Here is a 13932-nt window from a genome sequence, read left to right on the forward strand (position 1 = left end):
CCCTTTGTTCACTCAGGAGGCCGCCATGATGGCCCGCACAGGGGAATCCCCTTCCAGGCCCAGTCCTCGCGCTGACCCGGTCCGGGCCCGCGGCTGCGCCGTATGCCGGGGATGGGGCAGCGTGATCACCGACCAGGGCCACCATGAACTGTGCCCACAGTGCCAGGCAGATGCAGGGAAAGAGACACCCGTCTCGAGCACCCCGCCCGATTGCCTTGACGCCTGGTGGCAATTCCTGCGCCAGAGGCCGATCCAGGAACGCTGACGCAGCCCGCCGCACTGGGCGGGGGCAGGGGGATTCCCATATCCGGTATGACCCTGCCACTCACAAGGCGGCGCACTGGATAGACCGCTGATCACGCCCCCCTTCAGCCGGGCTATCAACGGCGCATGGTCAAAGCTGTCCAGCGCGGCCTCGCGGCTGTTGCCCTCGCCGTCCTGCCCGCCACCGTCTCCGCCCCGGCCTACGCTGCCGAGATCCTGCCCCTGACCGAAGCCGTCGCCGGCCTTTTCGTGGGCACGGAGTCCCGCGACGTCTACGACCGGAACAAGTTCCACCACTGGAACACCGGCAACAACCCGGCAGACAGCTGCAACACCCGCGCGGAAGTCCTCCTCCACGAAGCACGCACACCGCCCACCGTCGGCCCCGGCTGCCGTCTGACCGGCGGAAGCTGATGGTCGTACTACGACGCCACCGTCGTGACGTCGGCATCCGGACTCGACATCGACCACATGGTGCCACTCGCCGAAGCGTGGGACAGCAAGTGGGCGGCGTTGTGCTGGCTGCATCATTCCGCTTCCTGAGAGGCCATGGCCTGACCTGGTCGACTTCCGTGGGAGAGTCGCTCGTTCAGGTGACGTGACGTGCCTTGGTCTGGGGCGACTTCGAGCTGACGCCACGATGTTGCATCCGATGCAACTACGGGGGCGGGCGTGGATGGGGTCGATGCGCCGGGTGCGATGCGGCTGGTGGTTCCGCGGAATGTGCGTGCGCTGGATCCGGCGCCGGCGATGTTCGACGCGATGCTGACGGGCTGGGCCGGGCAGCAAGAGAGCCGTCTGCTGGGGAGGAAGACGATCGCGGAACGTGTGAGCATGGTGCGCCGGTTCGCTCTGTTCAACGGACGTATCCGTGGCAGTGGACCGCGGAGGACGTCGAGGTGTACTTCTCCGCCCATATGTCCCGGCCAGTCGCCGCTGGCGCACTCGACGGTGCGCGGGCAGCAGAGCGGCCTGCGGATGTTCTGCTCGTTCGTGGACTTTGCACTATGACCAGGGCAGGACCAGGGCGCCCCAGGCGACGACGGGGCCGAGGGCGACGATTCCGCCGGTGTAGCCGATGACCTGACGGTAGAAGCGGCGGGCGTCCACACCACGGGCATTGCTGAGGACGAGTGCTCCGTTGGTCGAGAAGGGAGAGGTGTCGACGATCGTTGTGGAGACGGCGAGCGCGGCGATCAGTCCGGCGCCGTTGAGGTGGCTGGAGAGCAGCAGCGGTACGGCGATCGGGATGATCGCTGTGAGAATCGCGGTGGAGGAAGCGAACGCGGAGGTGAGGGCCACGGTGAAGCACAGCAGCAGGGCGACGAGGACCGGGGCGCCCAGGCCCGCCGCGTGTTCGGAGATCTCCTCGATGATGCCGGCCTTCTCCAGCATCGCGATGTACGTCATCATGCCCGCGACCAGAAGCAGGGTGGACCAGCTGACGCCGTCGACAGCCTTCTCCTGCCGCTTCATGTCCACTAGCGCAAGCAGGGCACCGGCAGCCAACGCAAGGAAGCCGATCTCCAAGTGGAAGCCGAGCGCGCCGACGACGAGAGCCGCCAGAGAGGCGAGGGTGAGCCACTGCCGCCAATCGGGCCTGCCGGAGACGGCGAGGTCCTCGTCGTCGGCTGCCTCCGCCGCACCCTCGGCCAGCGGGGCGGGGCGCTTGGCGAGCAGGGCGTAGGTGAGGATCGAGAGCACCAGGTTGATCACGAAGCTGGCGCTGAACAGCGCCACGGCGGAGACCTGCAGATCGGTCTTGTCCACGAGGCCGAGCACCAGCGCACCGGAGACGGCCAGGGGAGAGAAGGCGCCCGCGTGTCCGCCACTGATCACCATCATGCCGACCACAAGCGGGTTGAGCTTGTAGCGGTAGGCGAAGTTCATGCCGATCGGCGCGAGGATCGCAACCGCGGCCGGGGTGAACGTACCGAACGCCGTCAGCAGGGCGGCCACCAGGAACAGCACCCAGGGGATCAGCGCGACCTTGCCGCGTACCAGCCGCACCCCGGCCGCGACGAGCCAGTCGATGGTGCCGTTGCGGCGGGCGACGGAGAACAGGTAGGTGACTCCGACGATGGTGACGAAGAGCTTCGCCGGGAACCCCTCGAAGATCTCGTCCTCGGTGAGGCCGAGCGAGGCGGTCCCGACGGCGAAGGTGGCGACGAAGGCGAGGATGCCCAGGTTGATCGGCAGCACGGTGCCGACCACGAACATCACCAGCAGGGCGCCTATGGAGATCACTTCAGCAGACATCTTTGTCCTTGGTGCGGTGGGGACGGGGTGGCGCGCCCCGAAGGCGCGAGGGTATCCCGGTGTGGACGGCGGGGAGCCGGCCTGACCGAGGTGATGTTCGTCGCGGCTCAGGCGGCTTGTGGGCTGCCTGCTTCCGGTACGTAGATTCGGGCGTCGGCGAGCAGACGGGCCGCGCGCTGCACGGTGACCCGGTGCGGCAGGCCGTCCCTTACCTCGGTGCAGCGGACCGCGACGACGCCGGCGGACGTGCCGAGGCGTAGCCACTCATCGGTCGGGGCGCCCGTGGCCCGGGAGACCACGGACCGCTCCAGCAGCCCGGCCGCCGCGACGGCGACGGCAGAGGTCAGGCCGATCGCGGGGTGCGGGGCGTTCATGGTGAGCATGCGCACCGACACGTCGTAGTCCTCGGCACCGATCGGTTCACCGAGGGTGGTGGTGTACGGCACCGGCGGGCCGACCAGGCCCACCTTGGGCACCGCGTCGCCCGGTTCCTCGCCCGGCCGGCACAGACCCATCAGGGGTGCGGCGGTATGACGGACGGTGCGCAGCCAGGGGACGTCTGCGCTCATCCGCTCCAGTGACTCGGCACCGGTACGCCCGGCACTGGCGGCGTCGACAAGGACGACCGGAGCTCCTGCGCTCACCATGCTCACGCGTACCGGCTCGGCGGCGCCGACCCGCAGGTCCTGGATGGCCTGGCCGGTGGGGAGCAGCGAGCCGGTGGCGCCACCGGCGGGGTCGCGGAAGGTGAGGCCGACCGCGACCCCGCCGGCACGGGTGCCGGGTACCGTCTGGCGACCGAAGTGGTGCACCACGCCTCCGGGGGTGTCGACGATCCCTTCGAGGACCGCGCCGGTATTGGTGTTGCGCATCACCACGCGCGTCCGGTCGCCGGTGACCGGAACCATTCCTTTGGTCACCGCGTACAGGGCGACGCCGGTGGCGCAGTTGCCGCAGTTGCTCGTCCACTCCACCGAGCCCGTCCCGATGCCGACTTGAGCGAAGAGGTAGTCGACGTCGATGCCAGGCTGGGATGAGGCGCTGACCACGGCCGCTTTCGAGGTGGTGGGGGTTGCCCCGCCCACCCCGTCCAGCTCCACGGGATCGGTGGCGCCGTACGCGGCGACCAGCAGCCTTTCGAGGTCGCCACGGTCGGCAGGGACTTCGACCTGGTTGAACAACCAGCACTTGCTTGTGCCGCCACGCACCAGGGTCGCGGGAATGTGCACGTCTGAGGCTCTTCCTGGATCAACGGAGGTAGGGAAAAGGCCGAGGCAGCGGTTACAGGCCCATTGCGGGCCGGTGAACCGCTCGGCGATTGCGGAGACCTTCGCAGAGGCATGACTTCGGAACAATCGCAGTTCGCTTCACCTGGGTTTAGCTCAGCTAAAGTCGACGGCATGCTCAACGTCCGCCGTCTGCTGCTGCTCACCGAGGCCACCGAACGCGGTTCACTCACTGCCGCGGCGGAAGCCCTCGGCATGACCACCTCCGCCGCCTCCCAGCAGATGTCCCTGCTGGAGCAGGAGGCAGGGCAGCCCCTCATCGAGCGGCTGCCCCGCGGTATCCGGCCCACCCCGCCGGGTGCCGCGCTGGCCGAACGCGGTCAGGCCATCCGCCGGGAGCTCCGTGCCGCCCAGGCCGACCTGGACTCCTTCACCGCCCTTGACCAGGGCACCTTGCGGCTCGGTTCCTTCCCCACAGCGAGCGCGTCCCTGCTGCCGCTGGCGCTCACGCGTTTCCGACGTCGCCACGCCGGTATCCGCATCGAGGTACGCGCCGGAGTCCTCGCGGAGCTCAGGGAGATGCTGCACACCGGCGAAGTGGAGCAGGGGCTGCTCTGGGACTACGAATGGAACCGCCTCGACGATCCGGCGCTCTCCCTCACCCACCTGCTGGACGACCCCACTGTGCTGGTCGTCCCCGCCGACTCACCCCTGCGCACAGATCCCTCCGTGCGCCTCGGCGACCTCGCCGACCAGGAGTGGATCATCCGCGCCGACAACCACCCCGTCGCCGATGTCCTCCGTCGCAGCTGCCGCCAGGCGGGCTTCGAGCCGCGCATCGCCTACTCCTCGCACGACTACCAGGAGGCGCAGGCCATGGTCGCCGCCGGTCTCGGCATCGCGCTCGCACCCCGCCTGGCCCTCACCAGCCGACGCAGCGACGTACGCCTCCTGCCGTTCGCCTCCGACGTCCCCGCCCCCACCCGCCGCATCCTCCTCGCACGCGCCGCGGCACGCCCCGCCACCCCACCCGCCCAGGCGATGGCCCGCGTCCTGCGCACGGTGGCGCAACGATTCACCGCCCCAGACCTCCACCGGGCCCAGCTCGGGGCGGTCCGGCGGAGCTGACGGCGCGGCCGCAGCAGGCCCACCCGGTACTCGGCGCACAGATGGCGAGCGACAGGGTAGAGCCGCCGACCACTGTTGTCGTCGACCGCGGCAAAGGGCAGGTCCTCGGGACGCCTTCGTCATCGTCGTCGGCCTGCTCAAGGGCGGCACCGGCAAGACCACCTCCGCCGCGTTCATCGCCCACGCCGTCGTCCTCGGCGGCCGACGATGCTGCTGGGCAGAGAGGGCAATAGCGGGTGCTGGCGCCAGGAGCCCCCACGGGGGGAAGTAGCCGCGCGGCCGCAGTGGTTGGGAAAGAGCCTGGCCGGGTCAGGGCTTCGGTGACGGGCATAAAGCAAACGGCGACGCGCGGTCAGCCGCGACGAGATCCCGCCGACTCCTCACCGCCAGGCTGCGGGGATGCAGCCCCTGCCAGCCCGACCTCCCGATGCGGCCTGCGAATCTGATCCCGCCGCCGGGGCACCGTGGCCGCAAACGCGGTGCACATCTCCTCGATCGGGTTTACTCGGAAAGCCCCGGGGGACACGTGCGTCGGCTGAGCGGCCGTGGGACTGAGGCCGCGGACACGGTGGGACCCGTGCCTGCGGCCACAACCTGCTGCAGTGGAATCTGACTCTCCGATGCGGCGGAGGTGTCTCGTCGCCTCTTTCACCTTCCGATGACAACTACCCGTCGGACACGCCTTGCACTGCGCCCCCTCTTCCGGTACCCGCGGCTGCACCCTCGATGTCCTCGTCGACGGGTTTCTGGGGTGTCCGTCCCGTGCTCACATACGCAACCGGCAGGCCGATTCCACCGCCGCTGGACCACCCGGTCTACGAGACCACCGGCCGCAGAGTGGTCGGCCCTCGTTCGGCCGACAGCGCAGGCAGCGCCTCGCTCGTTGTGCGGGTGTGGACGACGAACGGGGGGTTCTGGACCGGTGGCCGTACGGGGCGGGGCAGCAGCGCCGCGCGCTGAGGTTTCATATCGAGGCCGCCTTGGCCCAGCGCCTGGGGATGATGCCCAAGCCATCAACATCGCCCGACCCGGCAATGCCAAGGAGACCAGGCGGTGCGACGGGTGGTGTCGGCTCGTAGGCTGCGGCGATGACCGAGCACCAGACGCCAGCGCGCTGTCGCCGGCGCGGCAGTCCCGTGGGGTCTGTCGACCTAGGTGTATTGACCACGAGCGTTGTTAACGCTGGCCGGGCTTGATCATGGCGAAGGCCTCCGTGTGTGGTGGAGGTGTCGAATCTTCGCCGCACGGAGGCCTTCGTGTCCCACCGTAATGCCCGGCTGACCGTTCACGGCAGGCGACTGCTGATCGCCCGTGTCCGCTCCGGCCGTCCCGTCGCGCACGTGGCCGCGGAAATGGGCATCTCCCGCCCCACCACCCACAAGTGGATCCGACGCTGGCGGTCCGAGGGCGAAAGCGTGCTCATGATCTCATTCGCTCGCCTCAACTCGGCGTTCTCGTTGCGGAGTTGTGCGAGTTCATTCCTCTCGGCCGTGGTGAGCAGATCAGGTCGGCCGCCCTGGTCTGCTTCGGCCTGGCGGACCCAGTTCCACAAAACCTCTTTGTGGATGCCCAGGTACCGGGCGCCATGCGCGACTGGACGGAGGTCTCCCATCCGCCGGGGCGATCAAGCCTGGCTTCAGGGCCGCTACGAAATCCGGTTCAGCTCAGACCGCTGGTCCGGCGGGAGGAGGAGCACGGCCCGAGTCGGTTTGCCACCGTGTGCACTCAAGCCCAGTTGACGCTACCGCCAACTGGGCCTGCCGAAGTCGAGTAGAACGGCTGGTCATGGGAACAATCAGGGCTTCCGAACGGGCATCTCCGCTCGCCTACGCACAAGGATCGCCGATGCTTCCTGAGGTCCACCCCCACGTATCCAGCGCCCTCGCAGGCCAGTTGGAACATCAACTGGATCTGGCTCCGCATCTCGAAGCTGGCCGGCTCGATGTGGAGGGCGTCGCCGGTATCGCAGTCGTCGCAGCCGCCCACTGCGACGGCTATGCGGCCACCGGCCATCTCCTTGGGCTGCTGGCCGCGCTGCCTGGCCCCACCAAGGCAGGAGAACGGTTCTGGTCGGACCTGTGGAGGTCGTCGGGCACCGCGTACCTGCTGCCCGTCAACATCAAGGCTCTGGTGCTGCGTTCGCTTGCAGGAGAGGGAACAGCCCTGGCCCGGCAGGTCCTCTCGGCCTTCAACGAGATGACCCCGCCCCAGCGCGTCGCGGCCGGGGAGGTGATCGGTCAGGCCCTCATCGAGTCCGACCATCTGCCCGACCTCAAGACACAGGTCATCGGAGAACTGTGGCTCCGAGATCTCGAGCTCACCGCCTGGCGCGTCCTGCACGCAGACCGCAGGTCGGATGATCCGGCTGGACGGAAAGCCTTCCTCGATGCCTGGACGAGCGTCTGAACGTCGGCTCTTCCCAAGCTGCACGGCAGCCGCGCAGGACATGCGGTTCCCGTGCCCGACGACGCTTGAAGCGACTGGGCCAGAAAGCTCCGGGCCGAAGTCGCACCGGCCCAGGGGCTCCGCAGATCAGGGGCCGCGCAGCAATGGCTGCGCGGCCCCTGATCCTGTGCCGGCCCGGCACGAGAGCAGGCGCCTTCGTCCGGGTGGGCGGCAGGGCCCGCACGGGCGGCGGCCACCGGGCCCGGTGTGCACGATCCCGCGGGCAGGCCTGCGAGGTCAGGTCAGGTTGATGTTCTCGGCCTGCGGACCTTTCTGGCCCTGGGTGATGTCGAACGTCACGGCCTGGCCCTCCTGGAGTTCACGAAAGCCCGTGGAGTTGATCGCGGAGTAGTGCGCGAAGACATCCGGGCCGCCGCCGTCCTGGGCGATGAAGCCGAAGCCCTTCTCCGCGTTGAACCACTTCACAGTTCCGGTAGCCATGTCTCAAGCCTTCCAGTCGATGAACGCCTGCCACTCCATGTGGCAGGCGGAGGTGATCGCCCTGGTCCCTGCGGCACGGCACAGCAAAACGCCCACACCAGAGGCGCGGGCAAGAGGGAAATCCGAACCACGACAGCTGACGCAGACGCTACACGCCCACACGCCGCGTCACCATAGGAAATGATCACGCCGTACACCGAGACCGTACGTACGTGCCCGCCGACGCTGACGGGCACGCTCATCTCATGCTGCTGCCGTTGGGTTCGCTGGATTGGCAGCGCGGCGATATTCGGCGTTGAGGCGCTGGGCTTCCTCGAGCTGGTCTTCGAGGATGACGATCCGGCAGGCGGCCTCGATGGGGGTCCCGTGGTCGACGAGTTCGCGGGCCCGGGCGGCGATGCGCAGCTGGTAGCGGGAGTAGCGGCGGTGGCCGCCTGCGGAGCGGAGTGGGGTGATAAGGCGGTGTTCGCCGATGGCGCGGAGGAAGCCCTGTGTGGTGCCGAGCAGTTCGGCGGCCCGGCCCATGGTGTAGGCGGGGTAGTCGTCGTCATCGAGACGGCCGAGCGTGTCGTCTGCTGTCATTGCACCTCTCTGGGGAACGCGTGGAGGGGCCCCGGCGCCGTACTGGCACCAGGGCCCCGAAGGAACTACTACACCATCTGCCGGCCCTGATACTGCACCGGCCCTCTGTTTCCGCAGACCCGACCGAGACGCTGTCGGGGGCGCGGGGATCGCGGTTGCCTGACCGGAGACCACCTCACTATCGATGTCCTGCGGTACCCGGGTCCAAGACTTCCGCCCGGGCGATCCTGATGGCGCTCGGCTCCTCCGTTCTTCCCTCTTGAGCAACTACTCACTAACGGAAACTGCGAATTGCTGGTACCGCGAACTGCTGGTGGCCTCGAACAGCGCCACTCTTCGGCAGCCAGCCCCGTCGCCCGTAGTGCGTCTGCCCTGGCTTGGAACCCCACTGCCGAACCTCCCGATGCGCGCGCCCGCAGCCGACGCCTTCACCGAGGTACTGCTCACTGACTTCACTGCTGGGTACTGCGAACCTTCACTTACGGGTACTGCCACTGCGGTACTGCTCATGGCGGCCCCTGATCACTGCGGGCCACCCGGTCCGGTCGTCAGTCCCGTCACCGTCCTGTAACTGCTCTGGCTCCGGAACTCCACCACCGCACCGCCCTGCAAACTGCAACTGCTGCACTACTGCCCGGCAGTTCATCCCTGCCGGGCCTCGCTCGATCTCGACTACGAGAGAAACCATAACCAGACCACCATCCAATGTCTACTCCGGCTGGCATAGATTTCCGGGCGCGCGAAGACGAGGCAATCCGCCTCTACCGGTCTGCCTCGACCGGTCCCCGGATGGCTCAAGCAGCTCCGCGGCTCAGTCCGGCGCTCGGAGTGGCCCACGGGCGAGCAGCACGTCGGGCTGAGCGTGACGTCGCCGACTGCGCCGCGGCTACCGTCGGCGGGCACCGGCCCCACTGGGCATCTCGTTTCTCGTGAGGAACACCACCGACCGGGACGGACGTTTCCAGCCGTGACGCCCCGCAGATCGCCCGTTGACGGACGTGGCACGAGGGCCTGCGCCGCCCTCGACGATCCCGGATGATCGAGCAGCTCGTGGAAATGTGCACACGGTGCCGCGCTCCGGGGGCTGACGCTCCTGCTCAAGCAGACCGTGGGCCGCCGAGAGACGGGCTCACGGCAGCGTGCCACCATGCGTCGACTGTGGTCCTTTTGCCGACGCACGCGATGCGGCACGGGCCTTCCTCGAAGGCTGGCGGCAGCCTGCCGTGGCGCCAGCAACCGCTGACACCGTGGCCTTGGTCGTGTCCGAGCTCGTCACCAACGCCCTGCGCCACGGCGGGGGCACTTGCACCCTGGACCTGACTGCGCACGCCGACACCATCGAGGTCGCCGTTCACGATCCCAGTCGGCATGTGCCGCGCATGCGTACCCCTGACCTGCCGGCGGCATCGGGGGCTTCGGCTGGCCCAAGGTCAACCGCCTCGCCCGCGCCACGGCGGTCACCCGCCGGGCCTCCCGCGGCAAGACCTTGAGCGCCTGCCTTGACCGGTTGCGTCACCGCTCAAGCAGCCGGATGGCCGGCGACTACAGTCCATACTCACGTCGATTCCTAATGCCGTTTGTCAAGCCGCGAGAGCGGTCGGTGACACGGGCTCGTAACGCCGTCCATCGCGGAGGAGAGCCCAGATCACGTTGACGCGACGGCGGGCGAGTGCCATGACGGCCTGGGTGTGGCGTTTACCTTCGGCTCGTTTGCGATCGTAGAACCGGCGGGACTCCTCGGACCCTCGGATGCTGAACAACGCTGAGGTGTAGAAGACGCGTTGGAGTCTTCGATTGTATCGCTGGGGCCGCCGCAGGTTGCCGCTGACCTTCCCGGAGTCCCGTGGTGCCGGAGCGACGCCGGCAAGTTGATCGGCGTTGCGAGCACTGCGGTTGCGCAGCCAGGCCTTAAGGCGCCTGACGCCGAGGCGCCGGAGGGCGGCTGGGGTCTGGTAGCCAGTCAACAGGGTGAGCGGGCCAGTGTTGGTGAGGTCGAGCGCTCGCTCCAACCCGGGGAAAATGCTGGTGAGATGAGCCCGGAGCCGGTTGACGGTGCGGGTGCGGTCGGCCACCAGGTCCGTCCGCCGGTTGGTGAGGATCTTGAGGTCGGTCACAGTCTCGTCGCCGGTGCGTAAAGGATGCAGGTCACGACGGATCCGGGCCTGGTCCGCGATGACAGCCGCGTCCTTGGCGTCGGTCTTGCCCTCACCGCGGTAGCCCTCGGAGGCGCGGTGGATGGCTCGGCCGGAGAGGTAGAGCACTGGCTGGTCGTGGTTGAGGAGGATCGTGATGGCCAGGGCGGCTCCGCCGTCGGCAAGGTCGATTCCCCAGGTCACCTCGTCGCCCAGGGCCACTACGTCGGTGAGAAGTTCGAGGATTTCAGGTTCGTCGTTGGTGACGCGTCGGGATAGCAGCCGATGGCCGCTCTCGTCGATCGCGACGCAGTGGTGGTGGGTCTTGCCTGCGTCGATGCCGGCCCAGATCGTGGCCATGTGGTGCCTCCGTGCGGTGTTCTGCTAGTGCCTCCCGACGGACGACCTCGCTGTCGATTCCCTACGGAGCGATCATTCGCATTTCCTAATTGGCAGCCGAGTCGTCGTGGGGCGTCGGGCGGCCAATCGATGTCAGCCACAAGCGGCAGAAGCCTGAAAGCCACAAGACGCCCCTGGGTGGATGAACCATACGAGGGGTTCACCACGGCCCGCAGAACAACGTAGGGAAGCCTGACGAGCTGCTCGTTGACGTCGCCGCCTTGGCGGAGTCCGAGCAGAGCAATCAGATTTCCCTGACCGTGGCCACCGGTGGCGCTGTCATCACCGGTCGGCCGGTTCCCGCAGCCAGGTGGGGCAGAGGGTGTCGGATGTGCTGACGGATTCCGCCCGCTTGGGCGAGTTCGCCGTCGTCTTCGACACTCCCGCGAAGAAGGAAGGGCCACCCACGCATCTGTACTTCCATGTCGCCCGGATCCTGCAGGGCACGGTGGGTATCCCGGAGACGGGCAGGATGTACCAGGTGCGATCGAGGACGTCAGCACCTGGACCGTGGGCGACTTTCAGCTCTTCCGACCACTGAGCGGCGTCAACGGGAACCCGCTGCCAGCAGTGTGGGCGCGACCGGCGTACCGGTCGCGCCCACACTGCTGCTCAGGTGTCGGCTCGTGCCTGTTTACCCGTCAGACCGTGACGGGGGTGCCGAGCATCGCGGAGGCGTGCTGCAGCGAGCCGAGGATGCCCGGAGGCGCGGCCTTAGGGAGGGTGCGGCAGGTGAAGCCAAGCTGTGTCATGGCCCGGAGGACTTCGGCGGCGCTGAAGTCACGGCGGTCCTGTCGGGTGATGACCTGGCCGACCTGCTTGAGCGGGTAGTGGCGACGGCCGATGATCACCGACTCGCCGGTGACCGGTTCGGGCTTGACGCCCTTCATCGATTCCAGCACGCCGCCCTTGGTGAGCTCGAAGGGGAAGCGGGCGATGACGCAACGCATGTGACCTCACAGGGAGAAAGGGAGAGCGGTCCGATCAGGGGTGAGGCGATTTCACTGGGAGAGGGCGAGGATGCCCAGCGCGCTGCCTTGCTCGTCGACCACCGGCAAGACACCGAGCCGACGAGTGCGCATGGCGTGCTCGGCTTCGGCCATCGTGGTCACGGGTGAGGTGAACGAGCCGGGGTCGCCGAGGATCTCGCGCAGGCGGACGCGGTCCGTGTATGCAGAGCTGTCGCGGACGGCGGTGAGTTCGGTCTGGGTGACCAGGCCGGTGCACTGGCCGTCCTCGTCGCAGACGAGCAGCTGACCCGTGCGGGCGGCGGCCATGACGGCCAGCGCGACCTCGACGGTCATGTCGTCACAGACCTGCGGTCCGGCCGCGTCCATGACCTCAGCCACCGTCCTGTGCACGGGGTTGACGTCCACCGGGCGGGGTTGCATCTGAACCAGCGTCAAAAGGTGCCTCCTACAGAGATGGGCCAGCTTCCTGATCACGAATGTTCTAGGCCACCGCGCCGAAGACGGACTGGCGTACGGGGGCGCGCCGGCTCGCCGAAGCGGGGCGGCGTCGGCCGCGCGAGGACGAGCTGCGCTTGGGGCGCTCGACCACCGGTGCGGTGATGACGACCGGGATGCCGGACGGGGCCTGGGCACCGGTGATCCGGCTCAGGGCCTCGTCGCCCGAGCGGATCTGGGTGGTCTGCGGCCGGATTCCGGCGTCCGACATGAGGCGGACCATGCCGCGGCGCTGGTTCGGTGTCACGAGGGTGACGACACTGCCGGACTCGCCCGCGCGGGCGGTACGACCGCCGCGGTGCAGGTAGTCCTTGTGGTCGGTCGGCGGATCGACGTTGACGACGAGGTCGAGGTTGTCGACGTGGATGCCGCGCGCCGCGACATTGGTCGCCACCAGCACGGTGACGTGCCCCGTCTTGAACTGCGCCAGCGTGCGGGTGCGCTGCGGCTGCGACTTGCCGCCGTGCAGCGCCGCGGCCCGGACCCCGCTGTTGAGCAGGTCCTGGGTCAGCCGGTCGACGGCGTGCTTGGTGTCCAGGAACATGATCACGCGGCCGTCGCGGGCGGCGATCTCGGTCGTGGCAGCCTGCTTGTCGACGCCGTGGACGTGCAGGACGTGGTGCTGCATCGTCGTGACCGCACCGGCTGACGGGTCGACCGAATGCACAACGGGGTCGGTCAGATAGCGGCGCACCAGCAGGTCGACGTTACGGTCCAAGGTGGCGGAGAACAGCATCCGCTGCCCCTCCGGACGCACCTGGTCGAGCAGCGCGGTGACCTGCGGCATGAAACCCATGTCAGCCATCTGGTCAGCCTCGTCCAGCACCGTGATGCCCACCTGGTCCAGCCGGCAGTCGCCACGGTCGATGAGGTCCTTGAGCCGGCCCGGGGTCGCGACGACGACCTCGGCCCCGCCGCGCAGCGCGCCGACCTGCCGGCCGATCGACATCCCGCCCACCACCGTGGCCAGCCGCAGCTTGACGGAGCGGGCGTACGGCGTGAGCGCGTCCGTCACCTGCTGCGCCAGCTCACGCGTCGGTACGAGGATCAATCCCAGCGGCTGGCCGGGCTCGGCACGCTGTCCAGCGGTGCGGGCGAGCAGGGCGAGGCCGAAGGCCAGGGTCTTGCCGGAACCGGTGCGCCCGCGGCCCAGGACGTCACGGCCCGCGAGGGAGTTCGGCAGCGTCGCGCCCTGGATCGGGAACGGTGCGGTCACGCCCTGCTTGCCGAGTTCGGCCAGTAGCTGCTCGGGCATGTCGAGATCAGCGAAGCCCTCAACGGCGGGCAGCGCGGGAGTGATCGTTTTGGGGAGCGCGAACTCACCCTGCACCGCGGCGGGCCGACGGCCGTAACCGCCAGCACGGGCGGGACCACCGGAACGGCGCGGTGCCTGCGAGCCGAAGCGGCCGCCGCCCTTTCCGGCGTCGGCACTGCCATTACGGGTGCGGGCGGAGCGGTTGTTCGTACGGGTGTGGTTCATGCGGAACCTTCCTCGATGTGGCACATATCAAGGAATTCCCGCAGCGATGAGCGGCATGGAGAATTACAGGTATGGACCGGTGGCAAAGAAAGCAGATCTGGCCGGCGGAA

The 13932-nt window shown here is 68.4% G+C and carries 13 protein-coding genes and 4 pseudogenes; 8 read left to right on the plus strand and 9 right to left on the minus strand.

Going from position 1 to position 13932, the window contains the following annotated elements; translation table 11 throughout:
- Window positions 1-390: 390 nt before the first annotated feature.
- Together OHT51_RS01230 and OHT51_RS01235 are read left to right on the plus strand one after the other, a co-directional pair.
- A complete protein-coding gene (locus tag OHT51_RS01230; protein ID WP_443052375.1) occupies window positions 391-678 on the plus strand; it encodes a hypothetical protein in 288 nt (95 codons plus the stop codon).
- Between the two features lie 258 nt (window positions 679-936).
- Window positions 937-1275: a hypothetical protein gene (locus OHT51_RS01235; protein WP_328876990.1), complete on the plus strand. Its 339-nt coding sequence runs from the start codon at window positions 937-939 to the stop codon at window positions 1273-1275.
- Here the strand turns inward: OHT51_RS01235 and OHT51_RS01240 are convergent.
- Both OHT51_RS01240 and OHT51_RS01245 read right to left on the minus strand, forming a co-directional pair.
- Window positions 1270-2523 carry an SLC13 family permease gene (locus OHT51_RS01240; RefSeq protein ID WP_328876991.1) on the minus strand — a complete coding sequence of 418 codons (1254 nt, stop codon included), beginning with the start codon at window positions 2521-2523 and terminating at the stop codon, window positions 1270-1272. The genes OHT51_RS01235 and OHT51_RS01240 overlap by 6 nt on opposite strands.
- A 107-nt stretch (window positions 2524-2630) precedes the next feature.
- Entirely contained in the window at window positions 2631-3752 is a 1122-nt protein-coding gene (locus tag OHT51_RS01245) for a PrpF domain-containing protein (protein WP_328876992.1), read from the minus strand.
- Between the two features lie 171 nt (window positions 3753-3923).
- On the opposite strand from OHT51_RS01245, the gene OHT51_RS01250 reads away from it, so the two are divergent.
- The 3 genes and pseudogenes from OHT51_RS01250 to OHT51_RS01260 form a co-directional block, all read left to right on the plus strand.
- Complete coding sequence (locus OHT51_RS01250) at window positions 3924-4877, plus strand: LysR family transcriptional regulator (RefSeq protein WP_328876993.1); 954 nt, start codon at window positions 3924-3926, stop codon at window positions 4875-4877.
- A gap of 762 nt (window positions 4878-5639) precedes the next feature.
- A complete protein-coding gene (locus tag OHT51_RS01255) occupies window positions 5640-5837 on the plus strand; it encodes a hypothetical protein (RefSeq protein ID WP_328876994.1) in 198 nt (65 codons plus the stop codon).
- Between the two features lie 296 nt (window positions 5838-6133).
- A pseudogene (locus tag OHT51_RS01260) lies at window positions 6134-6304 on the plus strand (helix-turn-helix domain-containing protein); the annotation flags it as partial.
- A 14-nt stretch (window positions 6305-6318) separates the two neighbouring features.
- On the opposite strand, the pseudogene OHT51_RS43270 reads toward OHT51_RS01260, so the two are convergent.
- Window positions 6319-6489 (minus strand): annotated as a pseudogene (locus OHT51_RS43270) (transposase); the annotation flags it as partial.
- A gap of 233 nt (window positions 6490-6722) precedes the next feature.
- On the opposite strand from OHT51_RS43270, the gene OHT51_RS01265 reads away from it, so the two are divergent.
- Window positions 6723-7283, plus strand: a complete 561-nt coding sequence (locus OHT51_RS01265; RefSeq protein ID WP_328876995.1) for a hypothetical protein — start codon at window positions 6723-6725, stop codon at window positions 7281-7283.
- A gap of 276 nt (window positions 7284-7559) precedes the next feature.
- Here OHT51_RS01265 and OHT51_RS01270 read toward each other — a convergent pair whose 3' ends face one another.
- Window positions 7560-7763 (minus strand): cold-shock protein, encoded by a 204-nt coding sequence (locus OHT51_RS01270; protein ID WP_328876996.1) that lies wholly within the window; start codon window positions 7761-7763, stop codon window positions 7560-7562.
- Window positions 7764-8006: 243 nt separating this feature from the next.
- On the minus strand, window positions 8007-8345 hold the full coding sequence (locus OHT51_RS01275) for a MerR family transcriptional regulator (RefSeq protein ID WP_328876997.1): 339 nt from the start codon (window positions 8343-8345) through the stop codon (window positions 8007-8009).
- A 1139-nt stretch (window positions 8346-9484) separates the two neighbouring features.
- On the opposite strand from OHT51_RS01275, the pseudogene OHT51_RS01280 reads away from it, so the two are divergent.
- Window positions 9485-9852 (plus strand): annotated as a pseudogene (locus OHT51_RS01280) (ATP-binding protein); the annotation flags it as partial.
- Window positions 9853-9925: 73 nt separating this feature from the next.
- Here OHT51_RS01280 and OHT51_RS01285 read toward each other — a convergent pair.
- Entirely contained in the window at window positions 9926-10837 is a 912-nt protein-coding gene (locus tag OHT51_RS01285) for an IS110 family transposase (protein ID WP_328876998.1), read from the minus strand.
- 188 nt (window positions 10838-11025) lie between these two features.
- Between OHT51_RS01285 and OHT51_RS01290 the strand changes: the two are divergent.
- Window positions 11026-11417, plus strand: a pseudogene (locus OHT51_RS01290) (hypothetical protein).
- 100 nt (window positions 11418-11517) lie between these two features.
- Here the strand turns inward: OHT51_RS01290 and OHT51_RS01295 are convergent.
- Genes OHT51_RS01295 through OHT51_RS01305 form a run of 3 tightly spaced genes read right to left on the minus strand, consistent with a single transcriptional unit; the run spans window position 11518 to window position 13822 of the window.
- Entirely contained in the window at window positions 11518-11826 is a 309-nt protein-coding gene (locus OHT51_RS01295) for an SCO5918 family protein (protein ID WP_328421558.1), read from the minus strand.
- Between the two features lie 51 nt (window positions 11827-11877).
- Window positions 11878-12282 (minus strand): CBS domain-containing protein, encoded by a 405-nt coding sequence (locus OHT51_RS01300; protein WP_328876999.1) that lies wholly within the window; start codon window positions 12280-12282, stop codon window positions 11878-11880.
- A 46-nt stretch (window positions 12283-12328) separates the two neighbouring features.
- Window positions 12329-13822, minus strand: coding sequence for a DEAD/DEAH box helicase (locus tag OHT51_RS01305; protein WP_328877000.1), 1494 nt, complete (start codon window positions 13820-13822; stop codon window positions 12329-12331).
- Window positions 13823-13932: the final 110 nt, after the last annotated feature.

It is taken from the genome of Streptomyces sp. NBC_00299 (assembly GCF_036173045.1).
In the GTDB taxonomy this organism is placed as follows: Bacteria; Actinomycetota; Actinomycetes; order Streptomycetales; family Streptomycetaceae; genus Streptomyces; species Streptomyces machairae.

Bases quoted from the DNA above. Each gene is read 5' to 3' on its own strand.
- OHT51_RS01305 (WP_328877000.1), bottom strand. From the start codon at position 13,822: ATGAACCACACCCGTACGAACAACCGCTCCGCCCGCACCCGTAATGGC.
- OHT51_RS01230 (WP_443052375.1), top strand. From the start codon at position 391: ATGGTCAAAGCTGTCCAGCGCGGCCTCGCGGCTGTTGCCCTCGCCGTC.
- OHT51_RS01295 (WP_328421558.1), bottom strand. From the start codon at position 11,826: ATGCGTTGCGTCATCGCCCGCTTCCCCTTCGAGCTCACCAAGGGCGGC.
- OHT51_RS01250 (WP_328876993.1), top strand. From the start codon at position 3,924: ATGCTCAACGTCCGCCGTCTGCTGCTGCTCACCGAGGCCACCGAACGC.
- OHT51_RS01285 (WP_328876998.1), bottom strand. From the start codon at position 10,837: ATGGCCACGATCTGGGCCGGCATCGACGCAGGCAAGACCCACCACCAC.
- OHT51_RS01240 (WP_328876991.1), bottom strand. From the start codon at position 2,523: ATGTCTGCTGAAGTGATCTCCATAGGCGCCCTGCTGGTGATGTTCGTG.
- OHT51_RS01270 (WP_328876996.1), bottom strand. From the start codon at position 7,763: ATGGCTACCGGAACTGTGAAGTGGTTCAACGCGGAGAAGGGCTTCGGC.
- OHT51_RS01265 (WP_328876995.1), top strand. From the start codon at position 6,723: ATGCTTCCTGAGGTCCACCCCCACGTATCCAGCGCCCTCGCAGGCCAG.
- OHT51_RS01275 (WP_328876997.1), bottom strand. From the start codon at position 8,345: ATGACAGCAGACGACACGCTCGGCCGTCTCGATGACGACGACTACCCC.